The sequence below is a fragment of the Pseudomonas sp. LS1212 genome, assembly GCF_024741815.1.
Classification (GTDB): Bacteria; Pseudomonadota; Gammaproteobacteria; order Pseudomonadales; family Pseudomonadaceae; genus Aquipseudomonas.
Map to the genome: position 1 here is coordinate 399,188 of NZ_CP102951.1, position 19,881 is coordinate 419,068.

Sequence of the window (19,881 nt, forward strand, 5' to 3'; positions counted from 1 at the left end):
GCCTTTGAGGGCCTCATCGCTGGCAAGCCCACACAGAGCTCGACACTCGACCCGTGGCCGGGCGGCGTTCCGCTTGCCAGCGATGAGGCCAGGACAGCCCCCATCAAATAACCGGTCAGAACAAATCGATCGGCGCCGACTCATCCGCCGGCAATGGGCTACCTGGCACGCTGCCGTTGAGCTCGTTGATCGATGGCGGGGTGTCTTCGGCCTTGAACAGCTCGAAATAGGCGCCAGCCGTGCTCGGTGTAGCCGCACGGCCGCTGATCGGGTCTACGCGCAGGCTGAGGATGCCTTCAGGCTCGGGCTGGGTATGCACCGGCTTGTCCTTCAGGGCGGCGCCCATGTAGCTCATCCAGATCGGCAGGGCGGCAGTCCCGCCGAATTCGCGGCGGCCGAGGGTTTCCGGCTGGTCGAAGCCTGTCCAGACGGTGGTCATGTAATCGGCGTTGTAGCCGGAGAACCAGGCGTCCTTGGATTCATTGGTGGTACCGGTCTTGCCTGCCAGGTCGGCACGGCCAAGGGCCAGCGCACGGCGGCCGGTGCCGCGTTTGATCACATCCTCGAGCATGCTGGTGAGGATGTAGGTCGTGCGCCCGTCAATGATGCGTTCCGCCACGGCCGGGGGCTGGATGGCGAGCGGGGTCACCGGGGTGTTCTCGGTGATGATGGCGGGCTCGGGGGCGGGTTCGCCGGCCATATCTTCGTGCAGCGGTACGCTGGCCGGATTGGCGACGAACAGCGTCTCGCCGCTACGGCTTTCGATGCGGTCGATCAGGTACGGGGTGATCTTGTAGCCACCATTGGCGAAGGTGCTCCAGCCGGTAGCGATCTCCATCGGGGTCAGTGTGGCCGTACCGAGTGCCAGCGACAGGTTGCGCGGCAGGTCCTGTTTGTTGAACCCGAACTTGCTGATGTAGTCGATGGCCGTATCGATGCCGATGGCCTGCAGCAGACGGATCGATACCAGGTTGCGCGACTTGTACAGTGCTTCGCGCATGCGGATGGGGCCAAGGAAGGTGTTGGTGTCGTTCTTCGGACGCCAGACCTTGTCCAGGTATTCGTCGACGAACACGATGGGCGCATCGTTGACCAGGCTGGAGGCGGTGTAGCCGTTGTCCAGCGCGGCACTGTAGATGAAGGGCTTGAAGCTCGAGCCCGGCTGGCGCTTGGCCTGCATGGCGCGGTTGTAATTGCTTTGCTCGAAGGAGAAACCGCCTACCAGGGCACGAATGGCACCATTGTTCGGGTCAAGCGATACCAGTGCGCTTTGCGCGCTCGGAACCTGGCTGAAGTTCAGGCTGTTGTCGGCTTGGCGCTGGATCCGGATCAGGTCGCCGACCTGAGCGACATCGGCCGGTTGCTGCGGGCTTCGCCCCTGGCTGTTGCTGTTCAGGAAGGGGCGAGCCCACTTCATGGTTTCCCAGGCGACAGGCTGCTCTGCGCCGCTGCGGGTCAGTACGCGCAGGCCGCTCTTGTCGACCTGGGTGACGATGGCAGGTTCCAGGCCATTGAGCGACCGCTGCTTGGTCAGTTCCTGCAGCCAGGCTTCACGGGTCTTGCCTGGCAGGCGCGACTCCGGTCCACGGTAGCCGTGACGCTGATCGTAGGCGAGCAGGCCTTCGAGAACCGCGGCATTGGCGATTTCCTGGAGGTTGCTCGGTACCGTGGTGGTGACGCGAAACCCTTCGGTGTAGGCATCGCTGCCATAGCGGCCGACCATTTCGGCGCGGGCCATTTCGGCGATGTACGGCGCATTCACTTCCGGTGTGGGAACGTGATAGCTGGCATTGATAGGTTCGGCCAGGGCCGCCTGGTAACTGGCCTCGTCAATTTTGCCGAGTTTGTACATGCGGCCCAGGATCCAGTCGCGCCGCTCCTTGCTGCGTACCGGGTTGGCCAGCGGGTTGAAGCGTGAAGGCGCCTTGGGCAGGCCGGCGATCATGGCCATTTGCGCCAGGCTGACGTCGCGGATGGACTTGCCGTAATACACCTGGGCGGCCGCCTCGATCCCGTAGGCGCGGTTGCCCAGATAGATCTTGTTGACGTACAGCTCGAGAATTTCGTCCTTGGTCAGTTCGCGCTCAATCTGCAGGGCCAGCAAAATTTCGTTGGTCTTGCGCGAGAAGCTGCGTTCGCTGGTGAGGAAGTAGTTTTTCGCCACTTGCATGGTGATGGTGCTGCCGCCGGTCTGAATGTGGCCGGTCTTGAGCAACTGGGTGGCAGCCCGCATCAGGCTTGCGGGGTCGACGCCGTAATGATTGGCAAAATTGTCGTCCTCGGCTGAAAGCAAGGCCTGGATGAAGTGCGGAGGGATGTCTGCAAAGCGGATCGGCGAGCGGCGCATCTCGCCAAACTCGGCGATCAGTTTGCCGTCGCTGCTGTAAACCCGCAGGGGGATCTGCAACTGAATGCTTCTCAGCGACTCTACAGAGGGTAGGCCAGGGCTAAGATACAGAAACGCACCGCTCAAACCGAGCAACAGCCCGCAGAAAACAGCGACGAAAGACCACCAGGAAAACTTCAGCAGGCGTATCAAGGCTTTTGGATTTCCAGATAAAAGAATGGGTTAAGCACAGTGGCCGGCGAGAAGGAAATTGTGCTGGGCATTATAAGCATTTTTCGGCATTGAGCGTTATTTGTGCAGCTGTCAAGGCTGCTTTTATCGGCGCTGGATTACAAATGAGCGGTCGCCCGCGGCAAATAACAGGGAATCGGTAGTGCTTGGACTCCTCGGCAGGAAAGCTCGTTCACTTGTAGGGATCGATATCAGCTCCACCTCGGTAAAGCTCATTGAGCTCAGTCTGGCCGGCGGCCGCTTCAAGGTGGAGGCCTACGCCGTAGAGCCGTTGCCGTCGGGCGCCGTCGTCGATAGGAACATCGCTGAACCGGAGCGCGTGGGCCAGGCGTTGGCCAGGGCTCGGGCCAAGGCGCGCTCAACTGCCAGGCATGCCTCGGTGGCTGTTGCAGGCTCTGCCGTGATCACCAAGATCATCGAGCTGCAAGCGGGCCTCAACGATGATGAGATGGAAATCCAGGTCAAGGTTGAAGCCGATCAATACATCCCCTATCCGCTCGAAGAGGTGGCAATCGATTTCGAGGTCCAGGGGTTGTCCCTGCGTAGCCCTGATCGGGTCGAGGTGCTGTTGGCCGCTTGCCGCAAGGAAAGCGTCGAGGTCCGCGAGGCGGCGCTGGCACTGGCCGGCCTGACGGCGCGAGTGGTGGATATCGAGGCCTTTGCGCTGGAGCGGGCCTGCGCGCTCCTTACGCCGCACGAGGCCAGCGACCAGGGTGCCTCGGTTGTTGCGCTGGTTGATATCGGTGCGACCACGACAACACTGAGCGTTCTGCGCAGCGGCAGGATCATTTACACCCGTGAGCAGCTGTTCGGTGGCAGGCAACTGACCGAAGCGATCCAGCGCCGCTATGGCCTGTCGGTCGAAGAGGCCGGGCTTGCGAAAAAGCAGGGCGGGCTGCCTGATGACTACCCTGGCGAAGTCCTGCAGCCGTTCATGGAAGCGGTAGCCCAGCAAATTTCGCGCTCGTTGCAGTTTTTCTTTGCCGCCGGGCAATTCCACAAGGTCGACTGCATTCTGCTGGCCGGCGGCACAGCTTTGCTGAGCGGGCTCGACCATCTGGTCCAGCAGCGCCTGACCACGGCGACCCTGCTGGCCAACCCCTTTGCCGATATGACCATCAGTAGCAGAATCGACGCCACGGCGCTGGTCAGCGATGCGCCGGCCCTGATGATCGCCTGCGGGCTGGCGCTGAGGGGGTTCGACTGATGGCCCGGATCAATCTGCTGCCGTGGCGCGAGGAGCTTCGCGAACAACGCCGCAAGCGCTTTTTGATGATGATGGCCGGGGTCGTCGTGGCAAGTGTCGCCGTAGTGCTGTTGGCCGGTCATGGCATCGACAGGGCCATTGAGCGCCAGACCGTGCGCAATGCTTATGTCCAGAGCGAGATCGACCAGCTCGATACGCGGATCAAGCAGATCGACGAACTCAAGAGCCGCCGCCGGCAACTGCTCGACCGCATGCAGATCATCGAGGATTTGCAGGGCAATCGACCGCTCATCGGGCATATCTTCGACCAGTTGGTGCGCACCCTGCCGGACGGCGTCCATTTCACCGATGTGAAGCGCGAGGGCAAGACGCTTTCGCTGTCCGGTGCGGCCGAATCCAATCATCGGGTCTCGGAGCTCATGCGTAACCTTGAAACCTCGCCCTGGCTCGAAGCGCCGAACCTGACCGAGGTCAAGGCTATCGGCGCCGGTGAGGCCGGCCAGGCCAGCTTTTTCCGGCTGGCCGTTCGTCAGAGCCAGCCTCAGGTCGGGGACCAAGCCCGATGAGCCTGCCGCAGTGGTTCTCCAGGCTTCGCCGGATCGACATCAACGATCTGGACATGAACAACATGGGTTCCTGGCCCGCCGCCATCAAAACGCTGGTGGGGATCATGCTCATGGCCCTGGTGCTGGTAGCGGGATACAGCTTCCACCTCAAGGAACTCAGAGCGCTGCTTGAGCGCAAGCAGGCCGACGAAGTCGCGTTGAAAGTGCAATTGGCCAGCAAAGCCTTGCAGGCGGGCAACCTCGAGGCCTATAGCGGGCAGTTGACGGCGATGGAAGCGTCCTTCGACGCCATGCTCGCGCAGTTGCCCAGCGATACCGAAGTACCCGGGCTGCTGGAGGACATCACCAGGACAGGCCTGGGCAACGGCCTGGTGTTCGAAGAGATCCAGTTGCAGCCCGAGGTGGCCCGGCCTTTTTACATCGAGCTGCCGATCCAGATCACGGTGACCGGCAACTACCATGACCTGGCAGCCTTCGCCAGCGGCGTGGCGCGCCTGCCGCGAATCGTTACCTTGCATGACTTCCGGATCAAGCCCGTCGACCCGGCCAGCCCGGCTCCTCTGCGCATGAATATCGTGGCCAGGACCTACCGCTATAGCGATCAGGGGGCGCGGCAATGAGGGCCGTCTATAGGGTGGTGCTGATGGCCCTGGCCCTGCTCCTGGGTGGCTGTGGCAGCGCCGATGACGTTGCCGACCTGAAGGCCTATGCCGATGAGGTGCGAGCCAGGCCAAAAGGCGCTGTCGAGCCTCTTCCACGTTTCCTCCATTACCATGCTTTCACGTATGACGCCGGGGCGTTGCGCAGCCCCTTTGAGCCGCAAGCGACAGTCGACCCGGCCAACCGTCGAAAAGGTTCGCGTGAAAACATGCTGGACCCGAACCGGCTCAAACAGTTTCTCGAAGGCTTCAACCTCGACCAGTTGGAGATGGTGGGCACGCTGTCCAACCGCACGGGCACCTTTGCCCTGATACGGGGAGCAGGCAGCGTCCATCGGGTGAAGGTCGGTGATTACCTGGGGCGTAACGACGGGCGGATTGTCGCAATCAGCGATTCGCAGGTCGATATCGTTGAAATCGTTTCGGAAGGAATGGGGGCCTGGCTTGAGCGGCCGCGAACCATTTCCCTCAAGGAGCGTTCTTAAAGGCCTTGTACTCGTGTGGTGGAACTCGAACATGAACAGGATTCTATCTGCCGTTGGCATTGCGCTATGGATAGCGCTGATGTCGCCCACGGTGTTGGCCACTACCCTCAAGACCCTGGAGGTAGCAGCGCTGCCCGGTGATCGGGTGGAGCTGAAGCTTTCGTTCGACGGCCCGGCCCCTGCGCCAAAGGGCTATGCCACCGAGCAGCCGGCGCGAATCGCGCTGGACTTGCCCGGTGTAACCAATGGGCTGGCGGTGAAGCGCCGCGACCTGGGCTCGGGCAATGCCCGCAGCGTCGTTGTCGTGGAGGCGAAGGAGCGGACACGCCTGGTCGTCAACCTGGCGGCGCAGGCGCCCTACAGCACGCGGGTCGAAGGCAATGATCTGGTACTGGTGATCGGCCAGGGTAGCGACGCGTTGCCAGGCCGCGCGCCAGGACAGACGCAAGTGTCGCCGACACCCGCCCCGGCGCGGGTTCCAGCAGCTTCCGGCAGGGCGATCAGGAACATCGACTTTCAACGCGGCGAGTTGGGCGAAGGCAATGTGGTCATCGAACTGAGCGACCCGACCATCAGCGCCGATATCAAGGAACAAGGCGGCAAGATTCGTCTGAATTTCGCCAGGACCCGCTTGCCCGAGCCGCTGCGCGTGCGACTGGACGTGAAAAATTTCGCCACGCCTGTTCAGTTCGTCAGCGCCACAGCCGATGGCGGTACCAGCAGTGTCAGCATCGAGCCAGGCGGGGCCTTCGATTATTCGGCCTATCAGACAGACAACAAACTGACCATCAGCGTCAGGCCGCTGCACAGCGAAGACCTGCAGCAGCGCAAGGCTGACCGCTTCGCATACAGCGGGGAGAAGCTATCGCTGAACTTCCAGGATATCGACGTGCGCTCGGTGTTGCAGTTGATCGCCGACTTCACCAACCTCAACCTGGTCGCCAGTGACACGATTCAGGGCGGTATCACCTTGCGCCTGCAGAACGTGCCGTGGGACCAGGCGCTGGACCTGGTGCTCAAGACCAAGGGCCTGGACAAGCGCAAGGTCGGCAATGTGTTGCTGGTGGCCCCGGCCGACGAAATCGCTGCCCGCGAGCGGCAGGAGCTGGAGTCGCAGAAGCAGATCGCCGAGCTGGCGCCCCTGCGCCGGGAGCTGTTGCAGGTCAACTATGCCAAGGCGGCAGACATCGCCAAGCTGTTCCAGTCGGTGACCAATGCCCAGGCACAGGAGCAGGAGCGCGGCTCGATCACGGTCGACGAGAGAACCAACAATATCATCGCCTACCAGACCCAGGATCGCCTGGACGAGCTACGCCGGATCGTTGCGCAACTGGATATTCCGGTCCGTCAGGTCATGATCGAGGCGCGCATCGTCGAGGCCAACGTCGACTATGACAAGAGCCTTGGCGTGCGCTGGGGAGGTGCGACCAACCTGAAGGGCAGCAGCAACTGGACCGCCCATGGGCTCGGTGGCGACAGCATCGGCCCCAACGTGCCCTTCGTGGACATGGGGGTCGCCAATGCGACATCAGGTATCGGCCTGGGCTTCGTCACCGATAATGTGTTGCTGGACCTGGAGCTCAGTGCGATGGAGAAAACCGGTAACGGTGAAATCGTCTCTCAGCCCAAAGTGGTCACTTCTGACAAGGAAACCGCGAAAATCCTCAAGGGCACCGAAGTGCCCTATCAAGAGGCGAGCTCCAGCGGCGCGACCTCGGTCTCGTTCAAGGAAGCTTCGTTATCGCTGGAAGTCACCCCGCAGATTACCCCCGACAGTCGCATCATCATGGAGGTAAAGGTGACCAAGGATGAGCCGGATTACCTCAACATGGTGCAGAATGTGCCGCCGATCAAGAAAAACGAGGTCAACGCCAAGGTGTTGGTCAATGATGGCGAAACCATCGTCATCGGCGGTGTTTTCTCGAATACGCAAAGTAAAACCGTAGATAAGGTGCCATTTCTTGGCGATGTACCGTATGTTGGCCGCCTCTTTCGCCGCGATGCCGTGCAAGAGAAAAAATCCGAGCTGCTGGTATTCCTGACACCGCGTATCATGAATAACCAGGCGATTGCTGTGAGTCGTTGATTCTGTGCGAAATTTGATACTTGTTGGGCCAATGGGTGCTGGCAAAAGCACCATTGGCCGCTTGCTGGCCAAAGAGCTTCGGCTGCCGTTCAAGGATTCCGATAAGGAAATTGAGCTGCGCACGGGCGCCAATATTCCGTGGATCTTCGACAAAGAAGGCGAACCGGGTTTTCGTGATCGCGAGCAGGCGATGATCGCCGAGCTGTGCGCGTGCGATGGCGTCGTGCTGGCAACCGGTGGCGGCGCCGTATTGCGCGATGCCAACCGTGCGGCGTTGCATGCTGGCGGTCGCGTGGTTTATTTGCATGCGTCTGTCGAGCAGCAGGTGGGCCGCACGGCGCGCGATCGCAATCGTCCGCTGTTGCGCACTGCAGACCCTGCGGCAACGCTGCGAACCTTGCTCGAGATCCGTGACCCGCTCTATCGGGAGATCGCCGATCTGGTAGTCGAAACCGATGAGCGGCCGCCACGCATGGTGGTTCTGGATATTCTGGAGCGGCTGCAGCAGTTGCCGCCCCGGTAGCCCTCGAGCGCCGATGCAATTACGCTATTGTCGGCGAGTACAGGGCGCAGCCATGCCGCGGGGCGAGTGTTTCGATCCTGCGATCTACCGTTATTCCTGAGACAGGGCGCCTGCGCCCATCTTCATTGTGGGGACACATGCAGACACTTAAGGTCGAACTTGGCGAACGTAGCTACCCGATTCACATTGGCGAAGGCCTGCTGGATCAGCCCGAGCTGCTGGCGCCGCATATTGCCGGGCGGCAGGTAGCCATTGTTTCCAACGAGACCGTTGCACCCCTGTATCTCGAGCGTCTTGCCCGTTCCCTCGGAGCCTATTCGGTCTTGCCGGTGATACTGCCCGACGGCGAGTCGTTCAAGAACTGGGAAACCCTGCAGCTGATTTTCGATGCATTGCTGACGGCCCGCCACGACCGCCGCACCACCGTCATCGCGCTGGGCGGCGGCGTCATCGGTGACATGGCCGGCTTCGCCGCAGCCTGTTACCAGCGTGGCGTGGATTTCATCCAGGTGCCCACTACCTTGCTGTCGCAGGTGGACTCCTCGGTTGGCGGCAAGACCGGGATCAACCACCCGCTGGGCAAGAATATGGTCGGCGCCTTCTACCAGCCCAATGCCGTGCTGATCGACACCTCGACCTTGAACTCCCTGCCGCCGCGCGAGCTTTCGGCGGGCCTGGCCGAGGTGATCAAGTATGGTCTGATCTGCGATGAGCCTTTCCTGGGTTGGCTCGAGGAACATGTCGACGCCCTGCGCGCACTCGATCAGGGCGCCCTGACCGTGGCCATCCAGCGCTCCTGTGCGGCCAAGGCGGCCGTGGTCGGTGCCGACGAGCGCGAATCCGGCGTGCGCGCTACGCTCAACCTGGGTCATACCTTTGGTCACGCCATCGAGACCCACATGGGTTATGGTGTCTGGCTTCACGGTGAGGCCGTGGCGGCGGGTACGGTGATGGCGCTGGAAATGTCCATGCGTCTGGGCTGGATCACCCGGCAGGAGCGTGATCGCAGTATTCGCCTGTTCCAGCGTGCCGGCCTGCCGGTGGTGCCGCCGCAAGAAATGACGCCGGAGCATTTTCTGGAGCACATGGCGGTCGACAAGAAAGTAATCGATGGCCGTATGCGCCTGGTGTTGTTGCGTCACATCGGCGAAGCCGTGGTGACCGACGACTATCCGAAAGATGTGCTTGAGGCCACCCTGGCTGCGGATTACCGCGCTATCGTGGCTCAGCTTTGAGGTTAATGAGAGTTCGATGACTAGTCTGCACGCCGACGAGGCCTTTCTCGGCCATTACCAGTTGAATCATGACCCCTTTGCAGCGCGGGTGCCGGGCTTCAAGTTTTTTCCGGCCCAGCGCAAGCCGGTGCTCGGCCAGTTGCACCATCTGGCACGTTACAGCCAGCTGCTGCTGGTAGTGACCGGGCCCAACGGCAGCGGCAAGACCCTGTTGCGCCAGGCCCTGGTGGCCAGTACCAACAAGCAGTCGGTGCAGAGCGTGGTGGTTTCGGCGCGCGGCGCGACCGATGCCGCCAGTGTGCTGTCGCAGGTCGCCCAGTCGCTGAACGTGGCGCAGGCCGATGTGGAAGACATCCTCGATCAGGTCGTGCAGTTGGCCCTGACTGGCCAGGAAGTCTATCTGCTGGTTGATGACGCGGAACAACTCGACGAGTCCGCACTCCAAGCGATGTTGGCTTTGGCAGAGGGTACGCCGGAAGGCCGTCCCCATGTGTTCCTGTTTGGCGAGTCATCCCTGATCGCCGACCTTGAGCCGCTCAGCGCCGAGCAAGAGCGCTTCCACGTCATCGAGTTGCAGCCTTATAGCGAAGACGAGACGCGTGAATACCTGTCCCAGCGCCTGGAAGGTGCCGGGCGCGGGCTCGAAGTGTTCAACAGCCAGCAGATTGCCGATATTCATGAAAACTCCGAAGGCTGGCCGGGTGCAATCAACCGGGTCGCCCGGGATGCAATGATCGAAGCCATGATCGCTAGCCGCTCGGCGGTAAAGCGTCCGACTATGGGGTTCAATATGCCGAAAAAACACGTGCTGGCGTTGTCTGCGGTGGTGGTTGTCGCTGTGGCTGCCGCCTGGATGCTTCCAGGGCGCAATGCCGACAAGGCGCCGGGCCACGGCGCGACACCGGACGAACAGGCGCAATTGCCATTGGGGCAGGGGCAGCCTTCTGCCGCGCAATCGAACAACCAGGGTGGCCCGGCCATCGAATTCGCCGGCACTTCGCAGCCGATGCCATTGCCGCTGGTAGGGCAATCGCAACCGGTCATGCGCGGCCCTCTGGCCGAAGCGGCCGGCATGGGTGATGGCGATGAGGCGGGGCCGGCGGGTGATACCGCGCTACAACCCCCGACCGTGACTACCATCGCACCACCGGAAGGCGTTGCGGCCGGCCCGGCGCCGACCCCGGCAGCCATTCCTGCTCCAGCGCCGGCGCCCATCGCTGCGGCCAAGCCGGTAGCACCTGCGGTCAAGCCGGCAGCCCCTGCACCCAAGGCTGCGCCGGTACAGGTCGCAACCGCCAAACCTGCGGTGAAACCCGCCGAGAAACCGGCAGCCAAACCTGCTGCAGGCGGTAGCTGGTATGCTGGCCAGGCGCCTGGCAACTATGTCGTGCAGATTGTGGGCACCAGTTCGGAAAGCGCTGCCCAGTCGATCGTTCGCGAGCGCGGTGGTGACTATCGCTATTTCAAGAAAAATCTGCAGGGCAAGCCTCTGTATGTCGTGACTTATGGCAACTTTGCCAGCCGCGATGCTGCACTTGCAGCCATCAAGGCCTTGCCAGCCAAGGTCCAGGCTGGTAAACCTTGGCCTCGTACCGTCGCCAGTATCCAACAGGAACTGTCGTCAAACCGCTAATGGCCCGGTGGCACCACCCCCGCCACCTGCTGAGCGTCTCCTGAATCGAACCTTAGCCTGCTGCGTTGAACGCGGCAGGCTTCGGTGTCCCAGACTGTTGGTCACAAGCCATTGCAGTCCAGGCTGATAAGCTTCAGACTCAGGCAGAAGTTGCTACCACAGCAAGCTGCTTAAAAACTTTCAAATATGCGACATGGGTTTGCGCGATTTCGTCGCCAAATTTGTGGGCTGCCCTGTCGCTGTGTACAATGAGCTCCCTTTTGCCCCCGCAAAGCTGGCGTTCGTTCGGCGTGGATGGTAAGTGGTTGAATTGAAAAGAAATTTGCCTCAGCAAGAGGCAAGCCTGGTGAGAAAGTGTCTATGAAAACAGGTCTGTACCATCCCGAAGAATTCAAGGATAACTGTGGTTTTGGCCTGATCGCCCATATGACGGGCGAGCCCAGTCACCACCTGTTGCAAACGGCCATCGAGGCCCTGACCTGCATGACCCACCGTGGTGGGATCAACGCCGACGGCAAGACCGGCGACGGTTGCGGTCTACTGATGCAGAAGCCGGACCAGTTCCTGCGCGCAGTGGCCAAAGACCATTTCGGTAGCGACTTGCCCAAGCAATATGCCGTGGGCATGGTGTTTTTCAATCAGGACAACGCCAAGGCCCAGGCCGCACGCGAGAACATGGACCGCGAAATCCTGGCCGCCGGCCTGCAACTGGTGGGCTGGCGCAAAGTGCCGATCGACACCAGCGTGCTCGGCCGTCTGGCGCTCGAGCGCCTGCCGCAGATCGAGCAGGTGTTCATCGGTGGTGATGGCCTCAGCGATCAAGAATTCGCGATCAAGCTGTTCAGTGCCCGCCGCCGTTCGTCGGTTGCCAACGCCGCCGATGCCGACCACTACATCTGCAGCTTTTCGCACAAGACCATCATCTATAAAGGTCTGATGATGCCGGCCGACCTGGTCGCTTTCTATCCGGACCTGGGTGACGAACGCCTGAAAACCGCGATCGCTGTGTTCCACCAGCGCTTTTCTACCAACACCCTGCCGAAGTGGCCGCTGGCGCAGCCGTTCCGCTTCCTCGCCCACAACGGCGAGATCAACACCATCACCGGCAACCGCAACTGGGCCCAGGCCCGTCGCACCAAGTTCGCCAACGAGTTGATCCCCGATCTGGAAGAGCTCGGCCCGCTGGTCAATCGCGTCGGTTCCGACTCCTCGAGCATGGACAACATGCTCGAGCTGATGGTCACCGGTGGCATCGACCTGTTCCGTGGCGTGCGGATGATCATTCCGCCGGCCTGGCAGAACGTCGAGACCATGGACTCAGACCTGCGTGCCTTCTACGAATACAACTCCATGCACATGGAGGCGTGGGACGGCCCGGCTGGCGTGGTCTTGACCGAAGGTCGCCATGCCGTCTGCCTGCTCGACCGCAATGGCCTGCGCCCGGCGCGCTGGGTCACCACCAAGAACGGCTACATCACCCTGGCGTCGGAAATCGGCGTGTGGAACTACAAGCCAGAAGACGTGATCGCCAAGGGCCGTGTCGGTCCTGGGCAGATCTTCGCGGTGGACACCGAGACCGGTCAGATCCTCGACACTGACGCTATCGACGATCGTCTGAAGTCGCGCCACCCGTACAAGCAGTGGCTGCGCCAGAATGCCTTGCGCATCCAGGCAACCCTGGTCGACGACCAGGGCGAGGCGAGCTACGACGCCGACCAGCTCAAGCAATACATGAAAATGTTCCAGGTCACCTTCGAGGAGCGTGACCAGGTGCTGCGGCCTCTGGCCGAGCAGGGTCAGGAAGCGGTCGGTTCGATGGGTGACGATACGCCGATGGCGGTCCTGTCCCAGCGTGTGCGTTCGACCTACGACTATTTCCGCCAGCAGTTCGCGCAGGTCACCAACCCGCCGATCGACCCGCTGCGCGAAGCCATCGTCATGTCGCTGGAGATCTGCCTCGGTGCCGAGCGCAATATCTTCCAGGAATCGCCTGAGCACGCCTCGCGCGTGATTCTCAGCTCGCCGGTCATTTCCCCGGCCAAGTGGCGCTCGCTGATGACCCTCGACCGCCCAGGCTTCGAGCGTCACGTCATCGACCTCAACTACGACGAGAAGGTTGGTCTGGAAGCGGCTGTACGCAACATTGCCGACCAGGCCGAAGAAGCCGTGCGTTCGGGCAAGACCCAGCTGGTGCTGACCGACCGCCATATCGGCCCGGGCAAGCTGCCGGCTCACGCCTCTCTGGCAGTAGGCGCGGTGCATCACCGCCTGACCGAAAAGGGCCTGCGTTGCGACAGCAACATCCTGGTCGAAACCGCCACCGCACGCGACCCGCATCACTTTGCCGTACTGATCGGCTTTGGTGCTTCGGCAGTCTATCCGTACCTGGCCTACGAAGTGCTGGCAGACCTGATCCGCACCGGCGAAGTGCTCGGTGACCTGGACGAGGTGTTCAAGTACTACCGCAAAGGCATCTCCAAGGGCCTGCTGAAGATCCTCTCGAAGATGGGTATCTCCACCATCGGTTCCTACCGTGGTGCCCAGCTGTTCGAAGCCGTCGGCCTGTCCGAGGAAGTGGTCGAGTTGAGCTTCCGTGGCGTGGCCAGCCGCTTGAAAGGTGCCCGCTTCGTCGACATCGAAAGCGAGCAGCAGTTGCTTGCGGCACAAGCCTGGAACGCGCGCAAGCCGATCCAGCAAGGCGGCCTGCTCAAGTTCGTCTACGGTGGCGAATACCATGCCTACAACCCGGACGTGGTGAGCACCTTGCAAGCCGCCGTGCAACAGGGCGACTACAGCAAGTTCAAGGAATACACCGCGCTGGTCGACAACCGCCCGGTGTCGATGATCCGTGACCTGCTCAAGGTGAAAACCCTGGAGCAGCCACTGGCCATCGACGAGGTCGAGCCGCTGGAGGCGATCCTCAAGCGTTTCGACTCGGCGGGCATCTCGCTCGGCGCTCTGTCGCCGGAGGCTCACGAAGCCCTGGCCGAGGCCATGAACCGTCTCGGCGCGCGCTCGAACTCTGGTGAGGGCGGTGAGGATCCTGCTCGCTACGGCACCATCAAGAGCTCAAAAATCAAGCAGGTGGCCACCGGCCGCTTTGGTGTGACCCCGGAATACCTGGTCAACGCCGAAGTGCTGCAGATCAAGGTCGCTCAAGGCGCCAAGCCGGGTGAGGGCGGGCAACTGCCTGGCGGCAAGGTCAACGGTCTGATCGCCAAGCTGCGTTATGCAGTGCCTGGCGTGACCCTGATCTCACCACCACCGCACCACGATATCTACTCGATCGAAGACCTGTCGCAGCTGATTTTCGACCTCAAGCAGGTCAACCCGTCTGCACTGGTTTCGGTGAAGCTGGTAGCTGAAGCTGGCGTGGGCACCATCGCCGCCGGCGTGGCCAAGGCCTATGCCGACCTGATCACCATCTCCGGCTACGACGGCGGTACCGGCGCTTCGCCGCTGACCTCGATCAAGTACGCCGGTGCGCCATGGGAACTGGGCCTGGCCGAAACCCACCAGACCCTGCGCGGCAACGACTTGCGCGGCAAGGTCCGGGTGCAGACCGACGGCGGCCTGAAAACCGGCCTGGACGTGATCAAGGCAGCCATTCTCGGTGCAGAGAGCTTCGGTTTCGGTACCGCACCGATGATCGCACTGGGCTGCAAATACCTGCGTATCTGCCACCTGAACAACTGCGCCACCGGCGTTGCGACCCAGAACGACAAGCTGCGCAAGGACCACTACATCGGTACCGTCGACATGGTTGTGAACTTCTTCACCTATGTCGCCGAGGAAACCCGCGAGTGGCTGGCCAAGCTGGGCGTGCGCAGCCTGGGCGAGTTGATCGGTCGTACCGACCTGCTGGAAATCCTGCCGGGCGAAACAGCCAAGCAGCAGCACCTGGACCTGACCCCCTTGCTGGGCAGCGAACACGTTCCGGCCGACAAGCCGCAGTTCTGTGAAGTTGACCGCAACCCGCCGTTCGACAAGGGCCTGTTGGCCGAGAAGATGGTGGCGCTGGCCAAGCCAGCGATTGCCGATCTCAGCGGTGCCGAGTTCGCGCTGGACATCTGCAACTGCGATCGCTCGATCGGTGCCCGTATCTCCGGTGAAATTGCGCGTGCGCACGGTAACCAGGGCATGGCCAAGGCACCGATCACGTTCCGCTTCAAAGGCACTGCCGGGCAGAGCTTCGGGGTGTGGAACGCCGGCGGCTTGAACATGTACCTGGAAGGCGACGCCAACGACTACGTCGGCAAAGGCATGACCGGCGGCAAGCTGGTGATCGTTCCGCCTGCCGGCAGCCCGTTCAAGACGCAGGACAGCGCCATCATCGGCAACACTTGCCTCTATGGCGCAACCGGCGGCAAGCTGTTCGCCGCCGGGACCGCAGGCGAGCGCTTTGCGGTACGTAACTCGGGTGCCCACACCGTCGTGGAAGGCACTGGCGACCACTGCTGCGAATACATGACCGGTGGTTTCGTCTGCGTACTGGGCAAGACCGGTTACAACTTCGGCTCCGGCATGACCGGTGGTTTCGCCTACGTGATGGACATGGACAACAGCTTCGTTGACCGGGTCAACCACGAACTGGTTGAAATCCAGCGGATCAGCGGCGAAGCGATGGAGGCCTACCGCAGCCATCTGCAACGCGTGCTCGCCGAATACGTCGAGGAAACCGGCAGTGAATGGGGGCGCAACATCTGGGAAAACCTGGATGACTACGTGCGTCGCTTCTGGTTGGTCAAGCCAAAGGCTGCCAACCTGAAGAACCTGCTGTCCAGCACCCGTGCCAACCCGCAGTGATATGCGCCTGAAGAGTTTGATGAGGTTTAAACATGGCTGAACGTCTGAGTAATGACTTCCAGTTCATCGAGGTCGGGCGCAAAGATCCGAAGAAGAAACTGTTGCGTCAACGCAAGAAAGAGTTCGTAGAGATCTACGAACCTTTCAAACCGCAGCAGGCCTGCGACCAGGCACACCGCTGCCTGGGTTGCGGCAACCCGTACTGCGAATGGAAGTGCCCGGTGCACAACTTCATTCCGAACTGGCTCAAACTGGTCTCGGAAGGCAACATCCTGGCGGCCGCCGAGCTGTCGCACCAGACCAACACCCTGCCGGAAGTCTGCGGCCGGGTGTGCCCGCAGGATCGTCTGTGCGAGGGTGCCTGTACCCTCAACGACGGTTTTGGTGCGGTCACCATCGGGTCGGTGGAGAAGTACATCACCGACACCGCCTTCGCCATGGGCTGGCGCCCGGACATGTCCAAGGTCAAGCCGACCGGCAAGCGTGTCGCGGTGATCGGTGCAGGGCCTGCGGGCCTGGGCTGCGCCGACGTGCTGGTGCGCGGCGGGGTAACCCCGGTGGTGTTTGACAGGAACCCGGAAATCGGTGGCCTGCTGACCTTCGGCATCCCCGAGTTCAAGCTGGAAAAGACCGTGCTGAGCAATCGCCGCGAAGTCTTCACCGGCATGGGCATCGAGTTCCGCCTGAACACCGAAGTGGGCAAGGACATCAGCGTCGATCAGCTGCTGGAAGAGTTCGATGCGGTGTTCATGGGCATGGGGACCTATACCTACATGAAGGGCGGCTTTGCCGGTGAAGACCTGCCGGGCGTGCATGACGCGCTGGACTTCCTGGTCGCCAACGTCAACCGCAACCTGGGCTTTGAAAAGTCGCCGGAAGATTTCGTCGACATGAAAGGCAAGAAGGTCGTGGTGCTCGGCGGTGGCGATACTGCGATGGACTGCAACCGCACCTCGATTCGCCAGGGCGCCAAGGCGGTGACCTGTGCTTATCGCCGCGACGAGGCGAACATGCCGGGCTCGCGCAAAGAGGTGAAGAACGCCAAGGAAGAAGGGGTCAAGTTCCTCTACAACCGTCAGCCGATCGCCATCGTGGGTGAAGACAAGGTCGAAGGTGTCAAGGTGGTCGAGACCCGTCTCGGCGAACCGGATGCCCGTGGCCGTCGCAGCCCCGAGCCGATCCCGGGTTCCGAAGAGATCATCGCGGCCGACGCCGTGGTCATCGCCTTCGGTTTCCGTCCAAGCCCGGCGCCGTGGTTCGAGCAGTTCAGCATCCAGACCGACAGCCAGGGGCGCGTTGTCGCCCCCGAGCAAGGCGAGTTCAAGCACCAGACCAGCCACCCGAAGATCTTTGCCGGTGGCGATATGGTGCGTGGTTCGGACCTGGTGGTGACGGCGATCTTCGAAGGCCGTAATGCCGCGGAAGGGATCATGGATTACCTGGGCGTCTGATAAGCGGTCATCATGGGTTCACCCGTGATGACCGGTTGCACGAATCCTTGTGGGAGCGGGCTTGCCCGCGATGAGGTCACCCGGTTCTAAACCGTGTCGCGGCCAATCGCGGGCAAGCCCGCTCCCACATTGGCCGTGCCTTTTGCGTTGCGCTCTGAGAAAATGCCCCCACTTTTTTCCCGGATGCCGACATGACTGCCCTGAAGAACGACCGTTTCCTTCGTGCCCTGCTCAAGCAACCCGTAGACGTCACCCCGGTGTGGATGATGCGCCAGGCGGGCCGTTACCTGCCGGAGTACCGCGCCAGCCGAGCCAAGGCCGGTGATTTCATGAGCCTGTGCATGAACCCGGCGTTCGCCTGCGAAGTCACTCTGCAGCCGCTGGATCGTTATCCACAGCTGGATGCGGCGATCCTGTTCTCGGACATCCTGACCATCCCCGATGCCATGGGCCAGGGCCTGTACTTCGAGACCGGCGAAGGCCCGCGCTTCAAGAAAGTCGTCAGCACCCTGGCCGACATCGAAGCCCTGCCGATCCCTGATCCGCAGAAAGACCTGGGCTATGTGATGGACGCGGTCAGCACCATCCGCCGCGAACTGAACGGCCGTGTGCCGCTGATCGGTTTCTCCGGCAGCCCCTGGACCCTGGCCACCTACATGGTCGAAGGCGGTTCGTCGAAAGACTTCCGCAAGACCAAGGCCATGCTCTACGACAACCCGCAAGCGATGCACCTGCTGCTGGACAAGTTGGCCCAGTCGGTCACCAGCTACCTCAACGGCCAGATCCTCGCCGGTGCGCAAGCGGTGCAGATCTTCGATACCTGGGGCGGCAGCCTGTCGGCGGCGGCTTACCAGGAGTTCTCCCTGGCCTACATGCGCAAGATTGTCAGCGGCCTGATCCGCGAGCACGAAGGCCGCAAAGTCCCGGTCATCCTGTTCACCAAGAACGGTGGCCTGTGGCTGGAAAGCATCGCCGACGCCGGCGCCGATGCCCTGGGCCTGGACTGGACCTGCGATATCGGTGAAGCCCGTCAGCGCGTCGGCAGCAAAGTCGCCCTGCAAGGCAACATGGACCCGACCGTGCTCTACGCCAAGCCAGAAGCCATTCGCGCTGAAGTGGCGCGCATCCTGGCCAGCTATGGCCAGGGTTCAGGCCATGTCTTCAACCTGGGGCACGGCATCACCCCGGAAGTCGACCCGGAGCATGCCGGTGCGTTCATCAGCGCGGTGCATGAGTTCTCGGCGCAATACCACCAGTAAGCGCCCGCAATACCCAAACGCCCGGCTTGTGCCGGGCGTTTTCGTTTGCGTTATCAGGCGTTGGCATTGCCTCGCACCGGCGCCAGCTTGCTCAAGTGCAGCGCTACCAGCAGTGCGACCGCCAGCAGGGCGCCAATGAACAGTCCGATCCCGTTCCAGCCGGCGTAGTGCCAGAACACCCCGCCCAGGGTGCCAGCGACGCTGGAACCGGCGTAGTAGCTGAATAGGTAGAGCGACGACGCCTGGCCCTTGGCCGTGAGCGCGCGGCGGCCGATCCAGCTGCTGGCCACCGAGTGCGCGCCGAAGAAACCGAAGGTGAACACCAGCATGCCGGAAATAACCAGCGCCAGCGGGGTGAGCAGGGTCATGCCGAGCCCGGCGGCCATGACCACGATGGACGCCCAGAACACCTGGCGACGGCCCAGCTTGTCAGCCAGGGCGCCGATTTGCGCCGAGCTGTAGATGCCGGCCAGATAGACGACCGAGAGCAGCCCGACCAGCGCCTGGCTCATATGGTAGGGGTCGGCCAGCAGGCGATAGCCGATGTAGTTGAACAACGTGACGAAGGCGCCCATCAGCACAAAGGCTTCAAGGAACAGCCACGGCAGGCCGGCGTCCTTGAAGTGGGTGGTGAACCCCTCCAGCAGGCTGTGGGGGTTGAGCGAACGGCTGCGGAAGTTGCGCGACTCGGGCAAGACCTTCCAGAACAGCAGCGCAGCGGCCAGCGCCAGCAACCCGATGACCAGCAGCGCGGTATGCCAGCTGACGAAGTCGATCAGCACCCCCGTGATCAACCGCCCGCTCATGCCACCAATGGCGTTGCCACCGATGTACAGCCCCATGGCCAGGCCGATGTGCTGCGGATGGATCTCTTCGCTCAAATAAGTCATGGCCACCGCAGCCACTCCGCTCAACGACAGGCCGATCAGCGCGCGTGTCACCAGAACGCCTTCCCAGCTCGGCATCAAGGCGCTGGCCAGCGTGCTTATCGCCGCGCAAAACAATGCCGCAACCATCAGGGGTTTTCGTCCGATGCGGTCGGAGATGGGCCCGGTGATCAGCAAACCGATCGCCAGCATTGCGGTGGATATCGACAGGATCAGGCTGCTCTGGGCCGCATTGATGGAATATTCCTCCGACAACATCGGCATCATCGGCTGCACGCAATACAGCAGGGCGAAGGTGGCGAAGCCGCCGCAAAACAGTGCCAATACCGTACGCATGAACAACGGCGAGCCCTTCTCGATGAAGGTGTCGCGAGGCGGTTCGGTCGATGCCGTGCCGAGTGAGGCCGTACAGGGGGGAACAGCGGTTTTCACGTAAGGCCTCTACGGCAGAAGTGTGCTCTGGAAAAGAATATAGCTAGCTAACGATTATTTCCATTGGATTCAGT

The 19,881-nt window shown here is 61.9% G+C and carries 13 protein-coding genes; 11 read left to right on the top strand and 2 right to left on the bottom strand.

Annotation, left to right across the window (positions count from 1 at the left end; genetic code table 11):
- Nucleotides 1–115: 115 nt before the first annotated feature.
- Nucleotides 116–2,536 (bottom strand): penicillin-binding protein 1A, encoded by a 2,421-nt coding sequence (locus NVV94_RS01940; protein ID WP_258447599.1) that lies wholly within the window; start codon nucleotides 2,534–2,536, stop codon nucleotides 116–118.
- Between the two features lie 184 nt (nucleotides 2,537–2,720).
- Between NVV94_RS01940 and NVV94_RS01945 the strand changes: the two genes are divergently transcribed.
- From NVV94_RS01945 to hemE, 11 genes are all read left to right on the top strand, one after another.
- Entirely contained in the window at nucleotides 2,721–3,785 is a 1,065-nt protein-coding gene (locus NVV94_RS01945) for a pilus assembly protein PilM (RefSeq protein ID WP_258445583.1), read from the top strand.
- Nucleotides 3,785–4,351: a PilN domain-containing protein gene (locus NVV94_RS01950; RefSeq protein WP_258445584.1), complete on the top strand. Its 567-nt coding sequence runs from the start codon at nucleotides 3,785–3,787 to the stop codon at nucleotides 4,349–4,351. The genes NVV94_RS01945 and NVV94_RS01950 overlap by 1 nt, the downstream gene beginning before the upstream one ends.
- A complete protein-coding gene (locus tag NVV94_RS01955) occupies nucleotides 4,348–4,971 on the top strand; it encodes a type 4a pilus biogenesis protein PilO (protein WP_258445585.1) in 624 nt (207 codons plus the stop codon). The genes NVV94_RS01950 and NVV94_RS01955 overlap by 4 nt, the downstream gene beginning before the upstream one ends.
- Entirely contained in the window at nucleotides 4,968–5,495 is a 528-nt protein-coding gene (locus NVV94_RS01960) for a pilus assembly protein PilP (RefSeq protein WP_258445586.1), read from the top strand. The genes NVV94_RS01955 and NVV94_RS01960 overlap by 4 nt, the downstream gene beginning before the upstream one ends.
- A 31-nt stretch (nucleotides 5,496–5,526) precedes the next feature.
- Complete coding sequence (pilQ, locus tag NVV94_RS01965) at nucleotides 5,527–7,581, top strand: type IV pilus secretin PilQ (RefSeq protein ID WP_258445587.1); 2,055 nt, start codon at nucleotides 5,527–5,529, stop codon at nucleotides 7,579–7,581.
- Nucleotides 7,582–7,585: 4 nt separating this feature from the next.
- The gene (gene aroK, locus NVV94_RS01970) at nucleotides 7,586–8,104 is read left to right on the top strand and encodes a shikimate kinase AroK (RefSeq protein WP_258445588.1); all 519 of its coding nucleotides are present in this window, start codon (nucleotides 7,586–7,588) and stop codon (nucleotides 8,102–8,104) included.
- Nucleotides 8,105–8,241: 137 nt separating this feature from the next.
- A complete protein-coding gene (gene aroB / locus NVV94_RS01975) occupies nucleotides 8,242–9,339 on the top strand; it encodes a 3-dehydroquinate synthase (RefSeq protein ID WP_258445589.1) in 1,098 nt (365 codons plus the stop codon).
- 16 nt (nucleotides 9,340–9,355) lie between these two features.
- Nucleotides 9,356–10,972, top strand: a complete 1,617-nt coding sequence (locus NVV94_RS01980; RefSeq protein WP_258445590.1) for an AAA family ATPase — start codon at nucleotides 9,356–9,358, stop codon at nucleotides 10,970–10,972.
- Nucleotides 10,973–11,332: 360 nt separating this feature from the next.
- A complete protein-coding gene (gltB, locus tag NVV94_RS01985) occupies nucleotides 11,333–15,778 on the top strand; it encodes a glutamate synthase large subunit (RefSeq protein ID WP_258445591.1) in 4,446 nt (1,481 codons plus the stop codon).
- A 32-nt stretch (nucleotides 15,779–15,810) separates the two neighbouring features.
- A complete protein-coding gene (locus tag NVV94_RS01990) occupies nucleotides 15,811–17,229 on the top strand; it encodes an FAD-dependent oxidoreductase (protein WP_258445592.1) in 1,419 nt (472 codons plus the stop codon).
- Nucleotides 17,230–17,420: 191 nt separating this feature from the next.
- Complete coding sequence (gene hemE, locus NVV94_RS01995; RefSeq protein ID WP_258445593.1) at nucleotides 17,421–18,488, top strand: uroporphyrinogen decarboxylase; 1,068 nt, start codon at nucleotides 17,421–17,423, stop codon at nucleotides 18,486–18,488.
- 53 nt (nucleotides 18,489–18,541) lie between these two features.
- Here the strand turns inward: hemE and NVV94_RS02000 are convergent, their stop codons facing one another.
- Nucleotides 18,542–19,807: an MFS transporter gene (locus NVV94_RS02000; protein WP_408733444.1), complete on the bottom strand. Its 1,266-nt coding sequence runs from the start codon at nucleotides 19,805–19,807 to the stop codon at nucleotides 18,542–18,544.
- Nucleotides 19,808–19,881: the final 74 nt, after the last annotated feature.

Bases quoted from the DNA above. Each gene is read 5' to 3' on its own strand.
- NVV94_RS01950 (WP_258445584.1), top strand. From the start codon at position 3,785: ATGGCCCGGATCAATCTGCTGCCGTGGCGCGAGGAGCTTCGCGAACAA.
- NVV94_RS01955 (WP_258445585.1), top strand. From the start codon at position 4,348: ATGAGCCTGCCGCAGTGGTTCTCCAGGCTTCGCCGGATCGACATCAAC.
- NVV94_RS01960 (WP_258445586.1), top strand. From the start codon at position 4,968: ATGAGGGCCGTCTATAGGGTGGTGCTGATGGCCCTGGCCCTGCTCCTG.
- pilQ (WP_258445587.1), top strand. From the start codon at position 5,527: ATGAACAGGATTCTATCTGCCGTTGGCATTGCGCTATGGATAGCGCTG.
- aroB (WP_258445589.1), top strand. From the start codon at position 8,242: ATGCAGACACTTAAGGTCGAACTTGGCGAACGTAGCTACCCGATTCAC.
- NVV94_RS01980 (WP_258445590.1), top strand. From the start codon at position 9,356: ATGACTAGTCTGCACGCCGACGAGGCCTTTCTCGGCCATTACCAGTTG.
- gltB (WP_258445591.1), top strand. From the start codon at position 11,333: ATGAAAACAGGTCTGTACCATCCCGAAGAATTCAAGGATAACTGTGGT.
- NVV94_RS01990 (WP_258445592.1), top strand. From the start codon at position 15,811: ATGGCTGAACGTCTGAGTAATGACTTCCAGTTCATCGAGGTCGGGCGC.
- hemE (WP_258445593.1), top strand. From the start codon at position 17,421: ATGACTGCCCTGAAGAACGACCGTTTCCTTCGTGCCCTGCTCAAGCAA.